The 23,785-nt window shown below is 46.0% G+C and carries 26 protein-coding genes; all 26 read right to left on the bottom strand.

Annotated elements, in window-relative coordinates; translation table 11 throughout:
• Positions 1-9: 9 nt before the first annotated feature.
• Positions 10-1,419 carry a DUF342 domain-containing protein gene (locus HFD99_RS13185; protein ID WP_016820969.1) on the bottom strand — a complete coding sequence of 470 codons (1,410 nt, stop codon included), beginning with the start codon at positions 1,417-1,419 and terminating at the stop codon, positions 10-12.
• 44 nt (positions 1,420-1,463) lie between these two features.
• A complete protein-coding gene (locus tag HFD99_RS13180) occupies positions 1,464-2,252 on the bottom strand; it encodes a FliA/WhiG family RNA polymerase sigma factor (RefSeq protein WP_016820968.1) in 789 nt (262 codons plus the stop codon).
• 14 nt (positions 2,253-2,266) lie between these two features.
• Positions 2,267-2,680, bottom strand: a complete 414-nt coding sequence (locus HFD99_RS13175) for a hypothetical protein (protein WP_013370699.1) — start codon at positions 2,678-2,680, stop codon at positions 2,267-2,269.
• A 2-nt stretch (positions 2,681-2,682) separates the two neighbouring features.
• Positions 2,683-3,180, bottom strand: a complete 498-nt coding sequence (locus tag HFD99_RS13170) for a chemotaxis protein CheD (RefSeq protein ID WP_010346358.1) — start codon at positions 3,178-3,180, stop codon at positions 2,683-2,685.
• Complete coding sequence (locus HFD99_RS13165; RefSeq protein ID WP_013309909.1) at positions 3,173-3,799, bottom strand: chemotaxis protein CheC; 627 nt, start codon at positions 3,797-3,799, stop codon at positions 3,173-3,175. Before HFD99_RS13165 ends, HFD99_RS13170 begins: the two co-directional genes overlap by 8 nt.
• Before the next feature lie 3 nt (positions 3,800-3,802).
• Positions 3,803-4,264, bottom strand: coding sequence for a chemotaxis protein CheW (locus HFD99_RS13160; RefSeq protein ID WP_013370696.1), 462 nt, complete (start codon positions 4,262-4,264; stop codon positions 3,803-3,805).
• 62 nt (positions 4,265-4,326) lie between these two features.
• The gene (locus HFD99_RS13155; RefSeq protein ID WP_016820967.1) at positions 4,327-6,423 is read right to left on the bottom strand and encodes a chemotaxis protein CheA; all 2,097 of its coding nucleotides are present in this window, start codon (positions 6,421-6,423) and stop codon (positions 4,327-4,329) included.
• 33 nt (positions 6,424-6,456) lie between these two features.
• Positions 6,457-8,001, bottom strand: a complete 1,545-nt coding sequence (locus HFD99_RS13150; RefSeq protein ID WP_016820966.1) for a chemotaxis protein CheB — start codon at positions 7,999-8,001, stop codon at positions 6,457-6,459.
• Positions 8,002-8,032: 31 nt separating this feature from the next.
• Positions 8,033-8,920 (bottom strand): MinD/ParA family protein, encoded by an 888-nt coding sequence (locus HFD99_RS13145; RefSeq protein WP_016820965.1) that lies wholly within the window; start codon positions 8,918-8,920, stop codon positions 8,033-8,035.
• Entirely contained in the window at positions 8,917-10,362 is a 1,446-nt protein-coding gene (flhF, locus tag HFD99_RS13140; RefSeq protein WP_167440912.1) for a flagellar biosynthesis protein FlhF, read from the bottom strand. Before flhF ends, HFD99_RS13145 begins: the two co-directional genes overlap by 4 nt.
• Positions 10,359-12,392, bottom strand: coding sequence for a flagellar biosynthesis protein FlhA (flhA, locus tag HFD99_RS13135; RefSeq protein ID WP_016820963.1), 2,034 nt, complete (start codon positions 12,390-12,392; stop codon positions 10,359-10,361). The genes flhF and flhA overlap by 4 nt, the downstream gene beginning before the upstream one ends.
• A gap of 23 nt (positions 12,393-12,415) precedes the next feature.
• On the bottom strand, positions 12,416-13,528 hold the full coding sequence (flhB, locus tag HFD99_RS13130) for a flagellar biosynthesis protein FlhB (protein ID WP_019686992.1): 1,113 nt from the start codon (positions 13,526-13,528) through the stop codon (positions 12,416-12,418).
• The gene (fliR, locus tag HFD99_RS13125; protein WP_029514992.1) at positions 13,528-14,313 is read right to left on the bottom strand and encodes a flagellar biosynthetic protein FliR; all 786 of its coding nucleotides are present in this window, start codon (positions 14,311-14,313) and stop codon (positions 13,528-13,530) included. The genes flhB and fliR overlap by 1 nt, the downstream gene beginning before the upstream one ends.
• A gap of 10 nt (positions 14,314-14,323) precedes the next feature.
• Positions 14,324-14,593 (bottom strand): flagellar biosynthesis protein FliQ, encoded by a 270-nt coding sequence (gene fliQ / locus HFD99_RS13120; RefSeq protein ID WP_007430038.1) that lies wholly within the window; start codon positions 14,591-14,593, stop codon positions 14,324-14,326.
• 37 nt (positions 14,594-14,630) lie between these two features.
• Entirely contained in the window at positions 14,631-15,386 is a 756-nt protein-coding gene (fliP, locus tag HFD99_RS13115) for a flagellar type III secretion system pore protein FliP (protein WP_013309901.1), read from the bottom strand.
• A complete protein-coding gene (locus tag HFD99_RS13110; RefSeq protein ID WP_013370688.1) occupies positions 15,383-15,919 on the bottom strand; it encodes a flagellar biosynthetic protein FliO in 537 nt (178 codons plus the stop codon). The genes fliP and HFD99_RS13110 overlap by 4 nt, the downstream gene beginning before the upstream one ends.
• Positions 15,920-15,931: 12 nt before the next feature.
• Positions 15,932-16,297 carry a response regulator gene (locus tag HFD99_RS13105; protein WP_013370687.1) on the bottom strand — a complete coding sequence of 122 codons (366 nt, stop codon included), beginning with the start codon at positions 16,295-16,297 and terminating at the stop codon, positions 15,932-15,934.
• A gap of 29 nt (positions 16,298-16,326) precedes the next feature.
• On the bottom strand, positions 16,327-17,640 hold the full coding sequence (gene fliY / locus HFD99_RS13100; protein ID WP_044785602.1) for a flagellar motor switch phosphatase FliY: 1,314 nt from the start codon (positions 17,638-17,640) through the stop codon (positions 16,327-16,329).
• Positions 17,630-18,628: a flagellar motor switch protein FliM gene (gene fliM, locus HFD99_RS13095; protein WP_016820956.1), complete on the bottom strand. Its 999-nt coding sequence runs from the start codon at positions 18,626-18,628 to the stop codon at positions 17,630-17,632. The genes fliY and fliM overlap by 11 nt, the downstream gene beginning before the upstream one ends.
• 43 nt (positions 18,629-18,671) lie before the next feature.
• Positions 18,672-19,145, bottom strand: a complete 474-nt coding sequence (locus HFD99_RS13090) for a flagellar basal body-associated FliL family protein (RefSeq protein ID WP_013370684.1) — start codon at positions 19,143-19,145, stop codon at positions 18,672-18,674.
• Positions 19,142-19,366, bottom strand: coding sequence for a flagellar FlbD family protein (locus tag HFD99_RS13085; RefSeq protein WP_013370683.1), 225 nt, complete (start codon positions 19,364-19,366; stop codon positions 19,142-19,144). Before HFD99_RS13085 ends, HFD99_RS13090 begins: the two co-directional genes overlap by 4 nt.
• Before the next feature lie 60 nt (positions 19,367-19,426).
• Positions 19,427-20,236 carry a flagellar basal body rod protein FlgG gene (flgG, locus tag HFD99_RS13080; RefSeq protein ID WP_017427928.1) on the bottom strand — a complete coding sequence of 270 codons (810 nt, stop codon included), beginning with the start codon at positions 20,234-20,236 and terminating at the stop codon, positions 19,427-19,429.
• 93 nt (positions 20,237-20,329) lie between these two features.
• The gene (locus HFD99_RS13075) at positions 20,330-20,710 is read right to left on the bottom strand and encodes a TIGR02530 family flagellar biosynthesis protein (RefSeq protein ID WP_016820954.1); all 381 of its coding nucleotides are present in this window, start codon (positions 20,708-20,710) and stop codon (positions 20,330-20,332) included.
• Complete coding sequence (locus HFD99_RS13070; protein ID WP_016820953.1) at positions 20,707-21,240, bottom strand: flagellar hook capping FlgD N-terminal domain-containing protein; 534 nt, start codon at positions 21,238-21,240, stop codon at positions 20,707-20,709. The genes HFD99_RS13075 and HFD99_RS13070 overlap by 4 nt, the downstream gene beginning before the upstream one ends.
• Positions 21,241-21,259: 19 nt before the next feature.
• A complete protein-coding gene (locus tag HFD99_RS13065; protein ID WP_090887201.1) occupies positions 21,260-22,714 on the bottom strand; it encodes a flagellar hook-length control protein FliK in 1,455 nt (484 codons plus the stop codon).
• A 27-nt stretch (positions 22,715-22,741) separates the two neighbouring features.
• Positions 22,742-23,743, bottom strand: a complete 1,002-nt coding sequence (locus tag HFD99_RS13060) for a magnesium transporter MgtE N-terminal domain-containing protein (RefSeq protein ID WP_016820951.1) — start codon at positions 23,741-23,743, stop codon at positions 22,742-22,744.
• Between the last annotated feature and the right edge of the window lie 42 nt (positions 23,744-23,785).

Raw genomic sequence — 23,785 nt, 5'->3', positions numbered from 1 at the left:
TGTAATGAATTACATGTAGGAGGACATGCTGATATCTCCCTCATGATAATAAAACGCCATTCTTTCCACAGAATCTTTAATAAATTTTGTATATCTGCCGATAACTATCTTAGAGCCACCGTAGATCACATTTTTCACTTCTACCCGGGCGCGGCTCGTATCTTCTAATGTTCGTTCTATTTCAAGCATTCTGGACTTAGTTTCCAAAAGTTCCTGTTCATTAGATTTTTTAGTAGATGTCAGCTTGATTCGCATAGCCATTCTGTCAGGTGCAAGCTGTCCAGCAGCCGCTAGCTGATCCAATATTGTGAGAGCTTTGTTCGTTTTATCCTGGCTGTCTGTCTGCTGCTTCAACCGTGCGCGAAGTTCTGTCAGTTCATCACGCAGTTCAGGAAGCACACCCACTTCAATATTAGTAGCTGTGGACATCGTATTACCGACGGTACGAGCCACTACCTTTTTACCAGCTTGTACACTGCCACCTACGATAAGCCCTTTTGTGCCTTCGCAGATTACATTATTACTCGCTTTGATCTGGGAATGCATGATGCTCTGGGATACAAGCACATCGGCTCCCGCGATCACGTTACCATCTTGTATAAACGAGCATTTCACATTTTGTGCAGCTTTCACAAATCCTTTATGGTATCCGATAATACCGCCGCTGATTTCCACTGAACCATCTGCCTCAATTTCAGCGCCTTCCACACCGCCAATGACACGAATGTCACCAGCCGCCCGAACGCGAAAACCGGTCAAGACATTCCCGCGAATGACGACGGTTCCAACAAAATCAATGTTACCGACGCTATAATCGACATCCCCATTCACTTCATACACAGGGAACACATTAAGCTTGCCCTTTTCAGTTGTAGTCACTAAACCATCAATAGCCGCATACATCGCAACGCCTTCCGGATGGATCACTACATTTTTTCCAACTTTAAAGCGTGCCTCTTTACCTGGAAGAAAAGGGATTTCCTCTCCGGTTACAGCAATCCCTGGTACACCTGGCAGAGGATCCACTCGTTCGGCAATCAGTTGTCCACGTTTTACATTTCTTAGACGAGTTAATTCTTTATAATCTACCCGTCCATCCACAGTTTCAAGTGGCTTATGTGCATCTTCACCGGTCACAATATCGGCCAGATTAATTTTTCCGTCTGTACCATGGATCGGCTGCTTTCCCTGAGCAATCAGTAATTTCCCGAAGAAATGATCTTCCGGATTTGCCGCAAATGTGCGGATTGCATCGGTAATTACACCGTAGGATATTTTTTGGTTGCTTAGAAAACGTTCTAATTCTTCCACAGAACAGGCAAAGCCTTCTTCACGTTTGGCAAACTCCAAGTAGGCGGATTGTTTGTCAGGTGAGACAACCACTTTTAAAAACTGATCCAAAGCATACTGCTTCTCCACATGGGTGCTCCTTCCGTCTAACTGTTACTGTAACCTCCCGTACGTTAATCTTTACGCATTAGCAAATCCCGTTGTTTGTCCAGTGTCGCTCTCAGACGTAATATTGCTTTGGAATGCAACTGAGAAATTCGCGAAGGAGAAAGTGACATGACCTCAGCAATTTCGCTGAGTGACAAATCCTCGTAATACAATAAAGAAACAACGATACGCTCTTTTTCAGTTAATTTATCAATGCCTTGTGCCAAGGCATCACGCAGTGTGAATTCATTGACCTTATGATCTGGATTTTTCGCCTTTTCATCTACCAACAGGGAAAGCCGTGTTTCCGACTCTTCTTCGCGGATTGGGTCCTCCAGTGAGACAATCGACATTACAGCGACCTCTTGGATCATACTTTGAAACTCTTTCTCGGAGACGTCCAAATAATGACTCATCTCTTCGTCGCTTACTGTGCGTAAATACCTTTGTTCTAAATGCTGGTAGGCGTCTTCGATTTTTTTCGCTTTTTCCCTAACTGAACGAGGAACCCAATCTCCTTGACGAAGACCATCCAAAATTGCTCCGCGAACACGCCAAGAAGCATAAGTCTCAAACTGCAAACCACGCTCATAATCAAATTTCTCTAAAGCATCAATCAAACCCATAACACCGTTGCTCGCCAGATCATCCTTGGATACATTTTTAGGTAAGCCTACTGCAAGACGACCCGACACATATTCCACAATATGGAGATACTTTTCAATTAACTGCTTTTTTGCTTCCTTGTCACCGTGTTCTTTCCATTGCTCCCACAGCTCGGAATGGTTCAAATGAGCGGCTTTTCGCTCGTTCATCGGCTTCACCCTCCTTATTTGTCTGTCAGGTGACGAACGGCCTTGGCCAATTCTTCAGGGTCCTTGTTGGAAACCAGCTTGGGTGGGTTTAAAGGTGCAAAACCATTATTCCCCTCGTCCGTCTGCTCTGGTTTCGGTTTCAGCAATTCATTCAGGTTTTCATTTTCGTCTGGTGTCGTCAGGTCCAGATTTCCCCCTACGCCATCTACCTGAGAGCTTGCCCGGTCTTGGGCATTACCCAGATCTGGCCGCGCTACCACACCCAGTGTCCAGCGCAGCACAAATGCAAGTAGGAACCAAAAAACGAAGGCGATTAAGCCACGAATTAAGCTCGTGGTCAGCAGATTGCTGCCAACGGACAACACAAAAGTCAGAATAAATCCGACTACTCCAGACCAAAGATTAATGCGTAAGCTACCAAATAACATGTTTATAATTCCTTTACACCTTTTTGTACGCTTCGAATATTCAAAACGCCAGTTTCAGAGTCCAACTCAATCGTTCGTCCATAATTGCCACCCGTATCTTCCGCAATTAAAGGAATGCCCAGATCTACAAGCATTTCCTTGCACGATTCTACATTGCGCGGGCCAATCCGCATGGTGTCTCCACTACCTGCAAAGGCAAACATCTGCGCTCCTCCTGCCATTTTGGCAATCAGTCTGCGCCGTTCAGCACCCAGTTTCAACATTCGTTCAAATAACTCTGGCAGTGCTGTATCCGCATATTTGGCAATATTCAACTGCCCTTCACGCGCAATATCCGAGGACGGTAACATCACATGTGCCATGCCTGCCAGTTTCAAATGAGGATCATAGAGGGTCAATCCGACGCAGGAGCCAAGCCCTGTCGTGCGAATCGAGTTCGGGTTGCTGGTAACATTTAAATCTGCCATGCCGACTTTAATGATGCTTTTATCCTCAATCATCGTTCATCGGGACTCCTAACGACCTAAAGATTTTCCCGAACGATTCTGGATCAGGAATCAGGAAAAATTGACCCTCAATCTGATTCTGCCCTTCCAGAAACGATGTGTCAATCAATAAAGCAGCATCCCCCATCTGCCCAAACTGCAGCAGTCCGTAGCTGAGAATAGCTCCTGCCATATCCAGTGCCAGCGCAGGGACTGTTGGATACATGGATAAACGTGTGAAATCCGCCAACGAAGAAAGGTAGGAGCCTGCTAAAATGTTACCGATCTCCGACAGAGCTGAATGCTCCATTTCGTTAAAGCTATCCTCGTCATCCGAAGGAATATTCGCCAAACGGGAAAGTAAGCTTTTCGCCGCCTGAGGTTGCAATATGAAGAATAGATTACCAGGCGCTTCCCCTTCGACTCTAAAAAATATTGCAACAACAAGTTGTTCATTTCCGCCGACTTTGTCCGCAATTTCCTCAAAGGGCAGCATTTGCACTTTGGGCACACCCATATCGACTGGTTTATTGAGAAGCCGGGAGAGCGCTGTAGCAGCGTTCCCCGAGCCAATGTTGCCGACTTCTTTCAATACATCCAACTTGAAGTCTTCGAGATTTCCCAGATTCTCCATATATTAATCCTCTAAACCTTCCAGTTGGTTCATTTCGCTACGGTTCAAAACTTCGGACAAGTTCAGCATAATCAACAGACGTTCTTCACCAATTTTAGCAACTCCGCGAAGATATTTAGCCTTAACACCGCCAACCACTTCCGGTGGTGTCTCAATGTTGTCAGTATTCAGGTCAATAACATCATTCGCTGAATCCACGATAAAGCCGACTTGCATCTCGCCCACAGCAACGATAATAATACGTGTTTGATCGGTATATTCAGCTTCTGGTAATCCAAAACGGCCACGAAGATCAATAACCGGAATAACCACGCCTCTCATGTTGAATACACCTTTAACAAAATCGTAAGTTCTCGGAACCCGTGTAATCGGCACCATGCGTTCAATAGATTGGACTTTTTCTACTTCAACACCGTATTCCTCTTCACCAAGCTTAAATACGATAACTTTAATTTCTTCTCCCATGTTTAAAAACCCTCCTTATTGATGTCCGCAATCTCATATTTCTTTCATTTTTAATGAAGACATTATTTAATGAAAACATTCGGGTCAATGATCAAAGCAACCTGACCGTCACCCAGAATCGTGGCACCTGAAATTCCTTGGATGTTTGGAAGATACTTGCCCAGATTTTTAAGGACGATTTCACTTTGTCCCAAAAAGTCCTGTACGGAAAGAGCTGCCAGACGGTCTCCCTTACGGATGACCACGACCTCTGTCTCTTCTTCTTCATCTTCGTTGAAGTCCGGTACCTCAAACAGCTGACTCAAGGAGATAAGCGGGATATGAGAATCGCGGAAAGCAATCATCTTATTGCCATGCACAGAACGGATTTGCTTACGCTTGACGATCGCAGTTTCCACAATGGAAGACAAAGGAATCGCATATTTTTCAGAACCGATCTGTATCATCATGGCTGCAATAATGGATAGAGTCAACGGTAATTGTACAGAGAAATTAGTGCCCTGGCCCAATGTGGAGTGAACCGTAACATTACCACCCAAAGCGGTAATTTTAGATTTAACAACATCCAGACCGACACCGCGTCCTGATACGTCTGAAATGACTGCAGCTGTACTAAAGCCCGGAGCAAACAATACTTGATAAGCTTCCTCGTCGGTCATGGAAGCTGCTTGTTCTGCTGTCAAAATCCCTTTGGAAATAGCACTGTTTAGTACCTTTTCACGGTTAATCCCGTTCCCATCATCCTCAATCTCGATAAATACGTTATTACCGCTATGAAAAGCACGCAGTTGAACGGTTCCAGTTTCTGGTTTACCAGCTGCAATCCGGTCGGCTACCGACTCGATGCCATGATCCACGGAGTTACGTAGCAAATGCACCAGAGGATCACCAATCTCGTCGATAACCGTCCGATCCATTTCAGTCTCTGCTCCAGTAATAACCAATTCCAGTTTTTTATCCAGCGACTTGGCCAGATCGCGAACCATACGCGGGAAACGGTTGAAAACAGTATCTACAGGTACCATCCGCAATTTGAGAACAACATTTTGCAAATCACTGCTCACACGACTCATATGCTCAACCGTTTCCGTCAGTGCTGGATTGGAAGCCTCACTGGCTAACTGTTCTAAGCGCACACGGTCAATGAGCAACTCGCTGAATAAATTCATAAGTACATCCAGACGTTCAATATCTACGCGAATCGTACGGTTGTGCGTAGGAGCAGCCGCCTTGGCTGCTGGCGCTTTACCTGCAGCTGGCTTGGCAACAGAGGCCGCAGCTGGAGACTGCGGCTGAGATGGAGCGGGTGGCTGCACGGCAACAGCTGCTTCCTGTACCGCCGCTGTCTCAGCGAGTCCAGCAGTAACTTCGCTCATTTGTTTAAGCGATTCCTGATCCAGTTGTACCACTGAGACCGTGTCAATTTCAGAGATACCCGTGATTTCCTTTTCCAGCTCCCCAACTTCTTTCTGCGTTATGTAATATAACGAGAAGCTTTGTTCGAATTTTTCCTGCTCGATATCCTGTACGGACGGATAGGCCTTGACGATTTCACCAGAGTTTTCCAGTGTGTTGAATACCATAAAGGCACGTGCCGCCTTCAGCTGGCTCTCTGAACTGATTGTTACCTGTATATAGTGAACACGATGCCCTTCAGAAATCGATTGCTCCAGTACAGAATACTGGAATTGGTCCAAAACCAATCCAGCACTATCGTTAGTGCCTGCTTTTGTAGAAGGAGACTCTTCAGTGGCAGCATTTGAGCCGGACTTTAGGAAATCCCCGCTCACGATAGATTGCAATGAAGATACAATAGAGGAGACATCCGCTTTTCCATCGCCTCCCTCTGTAATGTGCTGCACCATGGATTCCAGGGCATCCAAACCTTTAAATAAGGTATCGAATATAAATTCATGCATCGCCAGCTTGTTGTTACGTACCAGATCAAGAACGTTTTCCATTTGGTGAGTGAGCGATGCCAGGTCTTCAAACCCCATCGTAGCAGCCATTCCTTTGAGGGTATGGGCAGAACGGAAAATCACCTGAACGATGCCTAGATCGGTTGGATTGCTTTCCAGTTGAAGCATATTTTCGTTAAGAGATTGCAGATGATCATTCGACTCATCAATAAACATGTTTAAATATTGGTTCATGTCCATTGTGAGACACCTCCTCCATGAGTTACACTCCGATTATTTCACAACTTGTACAAGCTTGGGGGCGATCTCCTGCATTGGCAGAAGGTGGCGCACACATTTTAATTCAACTGCTGAGCGGGGCATTCCGTACACTACACAAGTCTCCTCATTTTCAGCAAATGTGGATTGAACCCCAGCGTCATAAAGCTTTTTCATCATTTTAGCCCCGTCGCTACCCATTCCAGTAAGCAATACTAGATGTCTTTCCAGCGCGGTTAAAGAGAGCAGCGATTCGAACATCGTATCTACAGAAGGACGGTGACCATTGCGAGCCTCCTCCATCTTCAGTGACACCGTGTATTTACCACCGGCTCCAGGCACAATTCTTAGCTGATATCCCCCTGGTGCGATGTAGGCTGTTCCCGTCTCCAGCGTCATCCCCTGCTCAGCCTCCACAACGCGTAGTGGACTCAACGTGTTCAAACGTTGTGCTAGCGAACGAGTAAAGTTTGGTGGCATATGCTGAACGATAACGATTGGAGCTGGAAAATCCCCAGGAATGCGCTCCAACAGGGTCTTAAGAGCCCGTGGTCCGCCAGTAGAACATCCGACCGCCACCAGTTTTCGAAAGCTGGACGTATGCACACCTTTTTTAAGTGACAATCCCTGTGGTGCAGCTGGACTTGTAGGTGCTGTTACTGGAGGCGTTGCAGCCGCAGGAGCGGAAGAAGCTGATGAAGTTACCGTCTTCCGTGACTCCGGCTTGACAAGCCCTGCTTTATCCTTACCCTGTATTGATTTGCCAGCAGCCGGATCAGAGCTCTTCAGCTGCCCCGACGTTATTCCCGTACTCATGGACAAGTCTTCTTTTTTCTGCACATGAGGTGCTTGCACTGGTTTCCTTGGCTGAACAGCTGGCTTGTCTATGCGGCCACCTGTAGCAGATGTTCCAGACAGCTGCTTTTTAGTTTCCTGCTTGGCAGCTGTTGGGACGGACTTCCCAGCATCTTTCTTGGGTTGAGCCGATGCAGCAGGTGGAGGAGCAAGCGGAACAACAGGAGGCTTGTCTGCCGAAGCTTGGCTTCCAGCTCGTTTCTCAGCCGCAGCCTGTCCAGGTGGCTTTTCCATTGGCGTTTTTTTCGCTTGTTCCATTGCAGCTTTGCGCTCATTCGCTTCCTTGCGCTCCAAGCGGCTGCGTACTGCTTGCATAGCAGTATGCATCTGTTCGAGCAACGCCTTGCTCACCTGCTCAATATCTTGCGCATGAGCAATGGAAGGCTTTCTTATAAAATCGAAAGCTCCTGCCTCCAGAGCCATGATGGTCTCCTTCATGCCTTGTTCATTAATGCCTGACAACATAATGACAGGTAGCGGATGGGCTGCCATAATCAGTGGCAACGCTTCAAGACCATTCATTTCAGGCATTTCGACATCCATGGTGACCAAATCAGGCTGCAATTCTTTCACTTTCTCTACAGCCTCTCTGCCATTGGCGGCTGTACCTACGATGTTGAACGACTCATCCCTTACAATAAGATCTGTAATAATTTTGCGCATAAAGGCCGAATCATCTACAACCAGCACCCGGTAAGCACACATGTTAAACACCCCTGTTTCCTCTCATCAAAAATCAATGCATAGAACGCCGCAACCATTTTTGCATAAATCCTTTGATTCCACTCAATGCACCTGGTTGTGGAACCTGTGGCATTGCTGCAAAACGGTGTGCCAGATTCAGTACATCTTTTGAAGCCGCGCATCCCGGAAAAGCAACCATAAAAGGTACTTGTCTTTTGACTGCCTGCATGACATGAGTATCATCACTGATATGTCCAAGCAGCGGGATTTCGATCTCCAAAAAGCGTTTCGCAACAAGTGCGATCTTATCGGCAACTTGACGGGCCTCATTATCGTTATCGGCACGATTGACTATAATTTTGAATACCGTATCTTTCTGCAACCCGTTGACGACTTTAATTAGTGCATACGCATCTGTTAAAGACGTCGGTTCTGGGGTGGTTACTACCATACATTCGTCAGCTGAAGTGATGAATTTAAGATTTTCTTTGGATAAACCTGCACCTGTATCAAAAAGAATATAATCCATGTCTGCTGCCATTTTTTCTACTTCTTCGGCAAAATAATTCAGATTCTCATCTGATAACGCAAACAGTTCACTTAAGCCTGAGCCTCCAGCAATATAAGGCAAATCACCTATACCCGTCTGAATAATCTCATCAATTGATTTTTCACGTTTTAACAAGTGAAGAAGATTGTATTGTGAATGGGCCCCCATCAACACATCAATATTAGCCATACCGATGTCAGCATCAAACACAAGTACCTTTCGACCAAGAGATTGCAGGGCCAATGCAAAGTTCAGCGTAAAATTGGATTTGCCCACCCCGCCTTTACCACTGGTGATCGTTATAATTTTTGCGTGACGATTACGTGGGGGTAATCGATACTTATCCAAGGATGAAGCCATTTGTCTAAGTGATTGGGCTTGATCACTCATATGGAATCTCCGTTAACTCCTGACGATACTTTGGCTCCAAGCAGCATATTTGTCACCATTTCTGCATCGGGATGAAGCAGGTCGTCAGGTACATTTTGTCCATTCGTAATATAGGCCAACTGCATCGGAAACTGGTGTAAAAGATTAAACATGCCGCCACAACTGCCCGTCTCATCCATCTTGGTAAATACAACCTTCCCAAGACCAAACTTACTGAAATGTCCAGTTATATTGAGCATATCCCTGCTTTTGGATGTCAGGCTGAGTACCAGATACGTCTCACTTTCATTAATAGGTGAGAGCAGACTTTGCAGTTCTGATACAAGCAGTTCATTACGATAATTTCGCCCTGCAGTATCCATGAGGATCAAGTCACAATGCTCCAGACGTTGAATAGCCCTTTGGACGTCACCGGGAGATTGCACAACTTCAAGCGGTACATTCAAAATCGTAGCATATGTACGCAGTTGCTCGACGGCTGAAATCCGGTACGTGTCAGAAGTAATAAATCCAACTTTGCGATGATGTTTGAACAACTGTTCCGCTGCCAACTTCGCAATGGTTGTCGTTTTTCCTACTCCGGTAGGTCCTGCAACATACACAATTTTGGTATCTTGGGAGATCCCTTTATCCAGTCTTGTCTGTATAAAACTGGTCACTTCCTCACGAAAGGCTTGTTCCCAATCAAAAGTTTCAGGCGCAAAAGGGTGCTCACTTCGACGCACATATACCTGTTCGATCCAGTATTCCAGTAAATCACGTTCCACTTCCTGTTCCAACACATGCTCACAGATCTCATGCAGCCCCTCAGGCCAAGTACTTTCCATTGAAGAGTTTCTGGAGAACCGAGTCATCATCGCTTTCATTTCCCGCAATTCATTAAGCAATGCCTGATTTTCCTCAGCTCCACTCTTGTCTGGAACACTTGCTTCGATTGGCCGTTTATGCAGCTCACTGGATGATTTCAGGTTCGAAAGCAATACTTCTTGATCAAATGCCTGAGATAGAGTCTCCAGGTTATTAGCAGACCTTGGCGACAAATGCTCCGTTGCTGATGCAACTTGTTCTGTATTAACCGTTAAATCAGCTTGTTCTTCTTTGGAACTACCGGTTATCTGTTGTGTAACCCGCCGATAAGCTTCTGGAGCTGCTTGTCTGGGGACTACAGGTACTGATGGTTTTTCCAGCTTCTCAGGGGTGTTCATTAGAGGCGAAGCAGCCCGGGCAAGCTGGTGTGACGAGCGTTCAGTCCGCCGAGGCTTTTGAGGTTGCTGCTCCTCAACTGCAGCAACCACTTCAATTTTCTTTTTACTGAACATCCCCATAAAACCGCCGACCTTCACTTCCTTGGTACTTAAAATGACGGCATCTGTTCCTAAGTCACCCCTGATTTGCAGCATGGCTTCTGGCATGGTATCCACTACATATCGTTTCACTCTCATAAGTTCACCACCCCGACACTTTGAATTTCAACGTTCGGCTCCAGCTCACTGTACGACAGCACCGGGACATCCTGCATCGTCCGCTCCATCACTTGCCGCAAATACATACGTATTGTCGGTGACGTTAACACAATAGGCTGCTGTCCCGATTGAATAAGACGGTTGATTTGCTCCATCATCCTTTGATACACCGTTTGCGTTGACACCGGATCAAGAGCCAAATAGCTACCTTGCTCCGACTGCTGCACGCTCTCAGCAATTTTCTTCTCCAATCCTGGTCCCACGGTAATAACACGCAACGTTTCTCCCTGCTGTGCAAATTGCTGCGTAATCTGACGTGATAACGCTTGACGAACATATTCAGTCAGCACGTCTGGATCTTTTGTATAAGTACCATAGTCAGCCAGCGTCTCGAATATAGTCACCATATCGCGAATAGAGATTTTTTCTTTCAACAGCTTGGCCAGCACTTTTTGTACGTCCCCAATCGCAAGCACAGAAGGAATAAGGTCGTCCACCAGCACTGGATAATTCTCCTTGAGATTGTCAACCAGCGAACGTGTTTCCTGTCTGCCAAGCAACTCATGGGCATGTTTCTTGATCGTCTCTGTTAGATGAGTAGCTACAACTGAAGGTGGATCAACCACCGTATAACCTGACAGTTCAGCAACATCCTTCGTGTTCTCGTCAATCCAGAGCGCAGGCAGTCCGAAGGCCGGTTCTGTCGTTTCAATCCCTGTAATGGAGTCGTCGTCGTATCCCGGACTCATAGCCAGATAATGATTCAACAACAGTTCTCCACCGCCTACCGTATTGCCTTTAATTTTAATTACATATTCGTTAGGCTTGAGCTGAATGTTATCCCGAATACGAATAACCGGTACAACCAACCCCAGCTCCAAGGCGCATTGACGGCGAATCATAATAATCCGATCCAGTAGATCACCGCCTTGCTGTGTATCCGCCAACGGAATCAATCCGTACCCAAACTCAAATTCAATCGGATCTACTTGAAGCAAATTAATGACACTTTCCGGACTACGCACCTCTTCGATTTGTTGCTCCTCCTCCAGCTGTTCATCAGCAATTTGCTTGCGTTCCATATTGCCCTGCATTCTTCGGGCTGCAAAAAACAATAGAATCGCAAGTGGAAGAGTTGTAATAATATGAATAGGTGTGAAAAGGCCCAATAATGCAATGGTGGCAGCCACTATGTAGATCAATTTTGGATATGAAAAGAGCTGTCCGGTTAAATCTTCTGCCAAGTTGCCATCCGACGTAGCCCGCGTAACAATCAAGCCTGAAGCCGTGGATATGAGCAGCGCGGGAATCTGGCTGACCAATCCATCACCGATCGTGAGAACAGAATACGTTGACAGCGCTTCTTGAAATCCTTTTCCCTGAACGGCCATACCGATAATAAAGCCGCCCACCAGGTTAATGATCAAAATGATAATACTGGCGATCGCATCGCCTTTAACGAATTTACTCGCACCATCCATAGCTCCGTAAAAATCCGCTTCCCGTTCGATTTTACTGCGTCGTTCACGGGCTTGCTGCTCATTAATTAGACCTGCATTCAAATCAGCATCAATACTCATTTGTTTACCTGGCATCGCATCCAATGTAAACCGGGCGCCCACCTCTGCTACCCGCTCCGATCCTTTGGTAATAACAATGAACTGTACGACCACAAGAATGAGGAAAACAACAAAGCCGACGGCAATTTGGCCGCCTGCAATCCAGCTACCAAACGTAGCAACTACTTCGCCGGCATGACCCTCACCTAAAATAAGTTTGGTCGTAGAAATGTTGAGCGCCAAACGAAACAACGTTGTAATGAGCAGCAATGAAGGAAAGATAGAGAACTGTAAAGCTTCCTTCGTGTTCATTGAAACAAGTAGAATCATCAAAGCAATAGAAATATTAATGACGAGCAGAATATCCAGCAGCCATGAAGGGATCGGGAGAATCATCATAAGAACGATACCGATGACGCCTGCAAGGACGGTTATTTCTTTTATTTTCACGGGTCTCTTGGCCTCCGATCCCTTTATTTCACTTTACCTTTTAATTTATATACATACGCCAGCACTTCAGCAACGGCCTGAAAAAGATCAGCTGGTATCGCATCCCCGATTTCGGCTCTTTGAAACAGCGCCCGCGCCAGCGGCTTGTTTTCCATCGTTATAACGCCGTTTTGCTTGGCAATTTCCTTAATTCGGAGCGCGACATAATCTTGTCCTTTCGCAATAATCTGCGGCGCCTCCATCTCCGAACCGTCATATTTCAAAGCCACAGCAAAGTGCGTAGGGTTGGTGATGATGACATCTGCATTAGGAACCTCCTGCATCATGCGCTGCATAGCCATACGGCGCTGCCGCTCGCGAATTTTCCCTTTGATCAGCGGGTCACCCTCCATTTTCTTGTACTCATCTTTGATGTCCTGTTTGGACATTTTCAGATTTTTCTCATGCTCATAACGTTGATACATATAATCCAATATTGCTAAAATGAACAGCACCACACCAATTTTGAGTCCCAGTTCCATTGTTAATGAAGCCGTAAAACTCAACATCTGGTCGCCGGACATCTCAGCCAGTTTGGGTAGGTCAGCCTTTGTTTTCCAAAGTACGCTGTACACCAGATAACCAATTACGGTCATTTTTAAAACAGATTTCAGGAATTCAACTAATGACCTCATGGAAAAAATATTTTTGAATCCTTTAATCGGGTCAATCTTGCTAAACTTGGGTGTAATGCCCTCTCCGGTTAATAAAAAACCGATCTGCATGTAATTCGCTGCGATCCCGATGACAATGGCACCCACAAAAATAGGAGCCAGCATAATCAAGATTTGCACACCATACTCACCCATCATCAGTAGCGTTGTATTCGGTGTTACTTCCATAGACAGCCGATTCACAAAAATATCCCGAAACAAGCGGACCGCATGATCCTTAAAATACCCGCCGAAAATCATGAGGCAAAAAAACGTAACTAGCAGGACACCAGCAGCGGGCAACTCCATGCTCTTGGCAACCTGCCCTTTTTGTCTTGCATCCTGTTTCTTCTTGGGTGTAGCTTTTTCCGTTTTTTCCCCTGAGAACAACTGCAGGTTCATAGCATATTTAAATGACAAACTACGTTCCTCCAGACCAGACATTAAGGACGATTACCCATAACATCCAACAAGTTGCGCATGGATTCGAACATCACAGAAAACAATCTTTCGAATATAAAAGCAAAACCTGGCATAAGAAGCAGTAACATGAACAATCCCACAATTATTTTTAGCGGCACGCCAATGACAAAAATATTAAATTGCGGTGCTGTTTTAGCTAAAAAACCGAGTCCCACATCCGTTAAAAAGGTAGCTACTACAATGGGAGCAGCAATTTGAAAGGCCAGCATAAACGATTCCGCAAAAGAACGTACCAGGAATTCAGTTACACTGCCACCATACAGCTTTATAAAAAAATCATTTGTCAGCGGTACCCAATCATAACTGTATAAAATAGCGTTTAGCAGATGATGGTGCCCGTTTATGCTCAAAAAGAACAATACAGCTATGGCGAACTTGAAATTACCCGTAAGAGGCGTTGAAGCCCCTGTCATGGGATCAAATACACTGGCCATTCCGAATCCCACCTGTAGGTCTATAAATGAACCTGCAGTTTGGATCGCTGTCATGAACAAATATGCAGTAAATCCCAGCAACAACCCAATCAGTACCTCACGCCCTACTAACAGCACATATGCTACATCGGTCGGCACCTGTTGATGCGTACCATATGTAAGATACACGACCAAAGCTAGAAATCCTGAAATTCCGACCTTAAAGATATTAGGTACCCCTCGGGTTGAAAAAATAGGCGCTACTACAAAAAACGAGGTAATCCGACAAAAAATCAGCAAAAAAACAGGAAAACTCTGCAACAATATGTTCATCACTTTCAGCCTAACCTATATATTTGTACAGATTGTCCAGAATGTTATACGTAAAGTCCACTAATGTGGTCAATATCCAGGGCCCGAACAAAAGCAATGCCAGCAATACGGCGACAATCTTCGGAACAAAGGCCAGTGTCTGCTCCTGAATTTGAGTTGTCGCTTGAAAAATACTAATGATCAAACCCACGACTAGCCCCAAAATCAGCATCGGAGCACTCACCTTGAGTACAATGTACACCGCTTGCCCAGCCAGGGAAATAATAAACTCCGAAGTCATTGCCGTCCTCCTTGATTGCTGTCCTTGCAGAAAGTATTCATGTATTAAAACTCAGAAGTAATGATTTGACGACCAAATACCAACCATCTACAAGTACGAAGAGCAGTATTTTAAAAGGAAGCGAGATCATTACTGGTGGTAGCATCATCATCCCCATAGCCATGAGTGTACTGGACACTACAATGTCTATAACTAAAAAGGGTATGAAAATCATAAAGCCCATCTGAAATGCCGTTTTCAACTCACTGATTGCATAAGCCGGAACCATCACCGTTAGTGGAATATCTTGATAATTCTTTGGTTTTTCCATCTTGGTGTATTTCATAAAGAGCAGTAGATCCTTCTCACGTGTATGAGAGAACATAAAGGTCTTAATGGGTACCGATGCCTTATCCAGTGCCTGAGACTGTGTTATATCCCCCTTGAGATACGGCTGAAGCGCAGTTTCGTTCATAGCGGAGAAGGTCGGTGCCATAATAAATAAGGTGAGAAACAAGGCCAGTCCGACAAGCACCTGATTGGGCGGCATCTGCTGAGTTCCCAGTGAAGTTCGCACAAAGCCAAGTACAATCACGATACGCGTAAAACTTGTCATAAGTACAAGCAACGCGGGCGCTACACTAATGACAGTAATAAGTAAAATAATAGACAGCGAGGTGGCACCGGGCTGTCCTTTGTCCGAATTGCCGACTTGAATATCAATGTTCGGAATCGGTTCCGCAGAGGCCGCCGTCACCGAAATGAAGCTGAATAAGACAAGCAGCAAACATGCTAGTATAATCTTTTTTCTCATGAATCTCCCGACCGATCTGTAGTATTCTCCTCATTGCGCAGCTTTTCAAGTTTATCCTTGCGATTCGGCATCTGCCGGAGCTTGGATTCAAACATCTCATGAAAAGATGTTTCCTCTTCAGGTTGCTGCTGCTGTGCCGCGTTGTTCCGGCGAAGCTTATCCGCAATTTTAGCGAATAGCGGGGCAATTGGGCCGCGCTGCAGAGAAGCTTCCTGCTCCAGTGCGGCCAAAATTTGCTCCACTTCTTCAGGATCGGATACTTTGTCAACAAGCCGGATATCTTCTCCCACACCAATGAGGTACACACTGCTACCAACTTCAACAAGCTGAAGGGATTTATTGGGGCCAAGCCCCACGCCTCCCAGTATGCGAACGGAGCGGTTGCTGAACCAGCTCTGATTTCTTTTACTCAAAAACCGTATCAAGTACACGATCAGTACGATGATAAAGATTAGCACGAAAAGGACCCAAGCAATGTTTCCTATATTGCTGGATGTACTCAAAGCGTCAGAGGCACCCTGTTGTGTATCCATACTGGATGCGCCTTACACACCCAGTGTTTTGTTGATGGCTTCGATAACCCGATCCGATTGGAATGGCTTAACGATAAAATCTTTTGCGCCAGCTTGAATGGCATCAATTACCATAGCTTGCTGACCCATCGCGGAACACATGATAACCTTTGCATTCGGGTCAATTTGTTTGATTTCCTTCAGAGCGGCAATGCCGTCCATCTCAGGCATCGTGATATCCATCGTAATCAGGTCCGGACGAAGCTCCTTGAATTTTTCAATGGCCTGTGATCCATCCTGGGCCTCTCCTACTACTTCAAATCCATTTTTGGACAGGATGTCCCGAATCATCATTCTCATAAATGCAGCATCGTCCACGATCAAAATACGGTTTGCCATCTGAAATAAATCCTCCCTAAATTATGCTTTTATTGTAATTTTTGAATTCGGTCCCATTGGCTTACAATATCCGTTACACGCACGCCAAAGTTCTCGTCGATTACGACAACCTCGCCCTTGGCAATCAGTTTGTTGTTAACCATAATGTCCACCGGCTCCCCGGCAAGCTTGTCCAGTTCAATAATTGAACCTTGTGAGAGCTCCAGAATATCTTTAATTTGCTTTTGGGTCCTTCCTAATTCTACGGTGACTCTAAGGGGAATGTCCATCAATAAATTTAAATTGTTTTCATCCACTTGCGGAAATCCACCGGACTGCAAGTTAGAAAATTGTACAGGCTGCACATTTACATTGCGCCCTGGCGGTACGGCTCCGTAATGATGAGGCGTTCCATAAGGCACTTGCGGCGGTACACCTGCTGGCATTCCATAGCCCGGCGTTCCATACCCTGGAGCGCCCTGCTGCCCATATCCCGGGTCTTGAGGATACATCGGCGGTTGTTGCCCATAGCCTGCATCTTGCGGCACCTGCGCGGCTGCAGGCGGCTGTTGGTAGGCTGGTGCAGACGGCGGTTGCGGAGTGCTAGCTTGTGTCGGCGCTTCGGGAGCAGCTGTTGCAGCTGCCTGCTGTGCGGACGCTTGCGGTTGCTCGTCATCCTCTCCGCCATTCATTAAGATGCTCACCATCTTTTTGGCGAAATTAACAGGTAACAGTTGCATCAGTGTAGAGTCAATCAGATCTCCAATCAATAACCGGAAGGATACTGTAATCAGCGTCTCTTCATCTGGCAGGCTGGATACTCCATCACCGTGCAGAGGATCCAAAATATCAATCCCTGGTGGAGAGATATTAACAAAACGATTAAACATGGTAGACATAGAGGTCGCAGACGATCCCATCATCTGGTTCATCGCTTCCTGCACAGCACTGATGTGAATTTCATTCAATTCTTCATCTGCCGGATTTCCTCCACCACCAAGCATTAAATCCGCTATAACCTGCGCATCACGCTTTTTAATTACGAGCGAGTTAATGCCTTCAAATCCATCGACATAATTTACATGTACGGCTACGTGCGGCTTTGGAAATGCAGTTTCAAATTCAGAACGTGTAATAATTGAAACTTTAGGTGTCGTAATATCCACCTTTTGACCGAGCAGTGTGGAAAGAGCCGTAGCTGCGCTGCCGAACGTTATATTACCGATTTCCCCGAGAGCATCTTGCTCCAGGGAAGTCAGAAAATCGTCAACGGTCTTGCCTGCGGGAGTAGAATCCGTCCCCGCTTCAGACTGTTTCAGCAAGGCATCAATTTCCTCCTGGGACAAATAGTCTTTACTCGTCAATTTCTTCAACTCCTTCGTTGACAATTTCATCAATTTGTACGGCAACACGATCTCTTACCATGCCGGGACTTCCCATAAACTTCAATCTCTCGCCTACCCGGATGGATAGTCCTTCTTTGACTGGCTTGTTCAATGAAATGACATCCCCTACCGAAAGGCCCAAAAACTCAGCTACATTTATCCGGGATTCACCCAACTCCGCAATAATAGGAAGCTCTGCTTTGGTGACCCGTAATCTCAAGGCGTCTATCTCTTCAGGCGCCCTTGATTTCTTTTCGGATGTAAACCACTGGTGCGTGGACAGTCTGGCCATAATAGGTTCCAATACCACGTGCGGGATACAGAGGTTAATCATCCCTGTGGTATCACCAATTTTGGTGCTAAGCGAAATCAGAGCAATCGTCTCATTCGGCGAAACAATCTGCATGAACTGCGGATTTGTTTCCATAGCCTCTAGACGTGGTTCAATGTCCAGTACCGTTTTCCAAGCCTCTTGCAGGCTATCAAAGGTACGGCTGAAAATTCGCTCCATGATCGTCGTCTCGATTTCGGTCAATGCGGTAACCTTAGTTGGTGCCGAACCTGTTCCTCCGAGAAGCCTGTCCAGCATGGCATAAGCTACGTTCGGGTGAACCTCAAGCACCATTCGGCCTTCCAGTGGTTCAGCTTCAAAAATGTTTAGAATGGTCATTTTCGGAATGGAGCGAATGAATTCATCATATGGAAGCTGCTCCACCTGAACGACATTAATTTGGACAAAAGTACGAAGCTGTGCTGAAAAATAAGTGGTCAGATACCGGGCAAAGTTCTCGTGTATCCGCGTCAGACTTCGTATATGGTCCTTGGAAAACCTAAGCGCTCTCTTGAAATCATAAGCGCGAACTTTCTTTTGGGTTTCTTCCTTTTTGAGTTCTTCCGCATCCATTTCACCGGACGAGAGAGCTGCTAAAAGGGCATCAATTTCCCCTTGTGACAGTACATCCACCAATGTTATTCACCCCCTTACGTGTTCCTGACAAGATCACCTGGAATCAAATGGCTGCCAGCAAAAAGTCTGTAATTTTGGCGTTCCCCAGGTGACCTTCAGGGAGCGACTTGTTGATGAGATCCGTCAGCTTGTCACTGAACTGATCCCGGCCTTTAGCCGTTCTGAGCTCATCAGGTTTGGTGTCTGCAAGTAATTGAATAACGATGGGCTTAATACTGATGTCCTTAATTTTTTCAAAAGCTTCTTTTGCTTTGGCATCATTCAATTGAAAAGCAAGATTCATCTGTACAATGTAATCTGCGTCTGCCAAATTCGTTTTGATACCGGTAATTTCAGAGCTTACTTCCACCAATTCATCCGCTGACAATCTTGGAAGTTGTTCTGCTTGAGCGGCTTGCGCATTCGGTATGACTTCCGACTTCTTCCCGCTAAGCGCTGGTATAAGTACAAAGGCCGCGCCTGCAATCAAAGTAATCGCGAGTAAAATTGTAATGAGCCATGGCAGCATCTTCTTCATTCGTCTTCCTCCATTTGTTGCACTTTTATCGTGGCGGCATGCATGCCGATTTCACGGCTGTAACTCTTGATCAAGGAGACGACATCTGCCGCTTTTTCCAATACAATCAACCGTTTCCCCGTCACCAAAGTGACGTATGTATCCGGTGTTTCCTCCACAGTCTCAATGAGCAGCGCATTAAGCCACATAGGCGAGCCGTTCAGCCGCGTTAACGGGATCATCGTAACACCAACCTCCTGATAGGTGCGGAGGAGCCTCTACTCCTCCGCGTTTAAATGAGATTATCGTTTCAAGTTTACAACTTCCTGAAGCACTTCATCCGAAGTCGTAATGATACGTGAGTTCGCTTGGAATCCACGCTGAGCCACGATCATTTCGGTAAATTCGCCTGTCAGATCAACGTTGGACATTTCCAGCTGACCCGCGATGATAGCTCCAAGACCATCTGCATTCGCTACTCCAGGCTCAATTGCATCAATATTTGAGTTGACCGTAGTACGGTACAAGCTTCCACCGATTTTTTCCAGACCTTCTGGGTTTGTGACTCTGGCTAATCCAATTTGCGTACCATTGTCAACTGTTCCGTCATCCAATTGCTGCACAATTGTGCCATCCTGCGAGATGGAGAACGATGTAACATTGTCAGCAAGTGTGATAGGATCGCCACCTGCATCCCCTACGAAAAACCCATCGGAAGTCACCAGATTTCGGTTCGCATCTACGTGAAAATCACCCGCACGAGTCAGATAAGGGACTTCCTGTGCATCATTCATTTTGACCAGGAAAAAACCGTCACCGTTAATCCGTAAATCCGTTGGATTATTCGTAGTCATTGCACTACCCGGAAGATGCATCGTATCAATTGAGCTGACGGACACCCCTAGACCAACCTGCTTGGCATTTTGACCTGCAGTTGTCGTAGCATCAGGTGCACTTGCGCCCGAGCTGGTTTGGCTCAAAATATCCTTGAACATCACTCGGCTGGACTTGAAGCCTGTAGTATTTACGTTTGCAATGTTGTTACCGATAACGTCCAGCTTTGTTTGAAAACCCTTCATGCCCGATACACCTGAATACATTGATCTCAACATTGAGTATAAATCCTCCTCTGATTGGTTGCTTAGTTGGCCGCATCAGTCGATCCGCGGCTTTTTCATGGCTTTCCTATTCGGGCCAGCCACTTATTATGAAATAATTACAGCACTATCTATCTGCGTAAATACGTTATCCTCCATGGACTGCTTGTCCATCGCAGTAACAACTGTTCGATTAGGCACACTAACAATCAAAGCCATATCTTGCATTAAAATCAAAGATTCTTTAGCGCCCTTGGCAGCAGCCTTATCCACAGCAGAGTTAATTTTCGCCATTTGGTCACTTCTCAACTCTATTCCTCGCTGCTCCAGTCGCTTGGCTGCATGGTTGCTGAGCTTGAGCACCTGTTCCTGCAACACCTGACCAAACGGCTTGGTGTCCTTTGTTACCGAATTTACTCGGTTTTGAGAAATCGCTGCCGGAGGAACATTGGTAGGAAAAAGGCGTCCGACCGTTATCCTGTCATTCATGAGTTCTCACCGCTTCCAGTAGAGGAAGAAGATGTAGTATCTGACGTATCAGTAACAGGAGCCGTTGTGTTAGCCTGGCTTACTGATGTTACATCTTTTAATGCCACCTCAGCCGCTCCCATTTTGGCATACTGCACACCGTCGCGAATAACGATGGAATCTACGATTCCACTTTTCACTGTACCTGCGCCTGCTTCACCTGTAATGGAATCCTTTTTACCCGGCTCAATCCAGCTAACCTCTTTTCCTATCAAACCAGAAGCTGTACCCAAAGACTGGCCCAATGCAGTCAACTGCGTAGATATGTTCATCAGTTGTTCTACCGAGGAAAACTGTGCCATTTGGGCGATAAATTCTTTATCCTCCAAAGGCTGCATTGGATCCTGATTTTGTAGCTGAGTGATCAAGATTTTTAAAAATTGATCTTTACCCATCGTCTTAGTATCCTTGGCGCTTGCTGTTTTGACATTATTCACATTGTAATTCGGCCAGACGTTACTGGTGGATACATTGTTGTCTGTAGTCGTCATTGTGTTCTCACCTCCATCATTACGCTTGTGCTGTAAAGGAGCCTGTCCGATTCATGTCATCTGCGCGTTGTTCTGCTGTCCAGTTACGAAGCTCTTCTGTCATTTCAGCTACCTTCAAAGCATCTTCGCTCTCTTCTCTACCTCGAGCTTTAGAACGTTGGTTAGATTGCTGCTGCTGATTAGCTCCAGAACCGCGTCCATCCTGATACATATGGGAGGATAGCGACTCGTTGTGCGTTACTTCTACTTTATCCACTTGAATACCTTGACTCTGAAGACTCGTACGCAACTGAGACATTTGCTGTTCCAGCAGATCCTTCGCCCCGCTATGCTCAGTCATAAACTGGGCAACCAGATGGCCGTTTTGCATCGTCAGCTTAACCTCCAGCTGGCCCAGATGATCTGGACGAAGCATGATGGTCGCTTCTGTCAAACCAGTGTGCTTTACAATATCAAGTTTCTGCACTACAAACTCAGTCATCTCCTTGGCAAATTGTCGTACATGTACGACTGGTTGAGCCGGAGCCGAAGGTGTTGTTCCCTGCGTTTGTACCGAAAGCTGCCCCGCAGTCGTGATCACCGGAGTCTGATTATCAGTTGCCGACGGATCCGCTTGCTCAGCTGCATCTACGAATGTACCCGCTTCATCCGTTACAGTCGTTTTAACTGCGGACTGAACGAGAAGATTCGTTGATGAACGTTGTCCTTCTGAGCCTTGCTGGCTAGTTTCACCCTGACTTGCTTGCTGCTGAGGAGCAACCTGTTTGTTTGTAGATGCTGCAGTTAATGTCTGAGCACCGTTTGCCCGTTGCGCAGAAGGCTGAACCACTTGTGAATCTCCACTATCAGCAAGTTCCACAGCTTTCAATACTCCATTCCACTGCTCATCGGAAATAGCTCCAGTCCCAGCTGTTGCGCTTTGAAGCGATTGTAGTAACTGTGTCACCTTAGCCTTTTGGTCGCCCGAAGCCTGCTCTGCTACATTGGCAAGTTGTGACAAAGCGTCCTGTAATGCAAACCGAAGAGTTGCCGGATTAGCTGCCAAGGCTGTTAAGCCTGTAGCCTCTGCCGTTTCCCCGCCGTCTGCCTGTTGATTTGTTCCATTGCCTTGCAAAAACTGTTGTACTTGCTGAATCCACGATTGTAAAGTTGCAAGCAGCGCAGGATCGGCAACTACCTGATCATCCAACTTTTCGAGATTTTGCAGCAAAGGAGCCAATGTTTCAACAAGCGGCTCGGTTGGAGCTTCCGCAGATTCTCCGTTTGCAATAAGCGGTAGTACCATAACTAATGGAGAACCATTCGCATCTGTTCCAGCTGAGCCTGTTTGCCCGCCTGTCATCATTTGCGTTAGTGTTTGATTAAAGGCGCCCGTGGTTGCTCCAGCAGCCGTGGTTGTACTTGTTGCTGACGCTGTCGTACTGCTAGCTGTTGGGCTAGAGCTAAGAGATACACTTTGAGAAATAAGGGTCATATATTTTTCACCTCCCTTCAATTTAAATTACTTACTGCCCATCAGCTTATTCAAAATTTTCGCGGTCTGACCTGCATCCTTCGCAGACATATTTTGCAGTAAAGAAGCACGTGTCGAATCATCTACTGTATTTAATATGTTTAATGCCTTATCTGGGCTGATTTTGTAAGTTTGTAAAATAAGTTCGGCACCACTTTTCTTGTCCATGGAAGCAAATGTGCTGCTGATTTGAGTACTTTGCAGACTTTTACTCGTCGTTCCAGCTGTACTACCCTGATCCTTTTTCAAACGGGACTGCAACGCCGCTACCGATAAATCCGTAGATGGCGTTACGTTTTTCAGAGCCATCGTAATATCCGCTGCTTTTTTAGCGTCCATCTTTTGCAAAATCTTTGCACTATTGGCAGGGTCCATATAACTTAACAGCTGCACGGTCTCTTCCGTAGTCAGATTCTCCATAATCGGTGCAGCTTTACTTGCCGTCATTCCTTCATACATGCTGGCAAGTTCTCTGGTCTGTTTTACATAAGGATCTTCATTTGTTGTTCCATCTGTAGTTTGCGTACCTGCTTGTCCCTGCTGCCCGACCTGTCCCTGTTGACCCGTCTGCGACTGTTGTTCCTGTTGCGTTTGCAGTGTATTGACCTGATTCTGAAGTTCAGTAACCTTTTTATCTTGTGTCGTCTTAGCAGCCGTAGCCTTTTTGAGTTCTTCCGTCTGCTTGGCTAAATCCGCTTTTAACTGCTGAATGGTTGCTTCAGAGCTTTCAGACTGTGCCTTCTGATCTGCCTCTTTTGTCTGGGTTGCCTTATCCTTCGGTTCAGGAATCCAATTTTTAACAATTGGTATTTTATTCCCCAATGAGATCATTTCGCTTCTGAAGTCCATGTTGAACAGTGTGAGCAAGACCCCGACCAGAACAATTGTGAAAACAATCGGAATCAGGAAAAACATAAACCGTTCAAATCCCCCGCCTGATTCTTTCCCTAAATCCATATCCAGTTCATTTTCTGCTAACTTCTGTGCCATCGTCTTCCTCCTCAGGCAGCTGATATGCGTATCCTATGACGT

Origin of the sequence: Paenibacillus sp. EKM301P (assembly GCF_011800295.1) — a bacterium.
GTDB classification, from domain to species: domain Bacteria; phylum Bacillota; class Bacilli; order Paenibacillales; family Paenibacillaceae; genus Paenibacillus; species Paenibacillus polymyxa.
The sequence above is the reverse complement of the archived record's forward strand: the minus strand, read 5'-3'. Positions and strand labels throughout refer to the sequence as shown.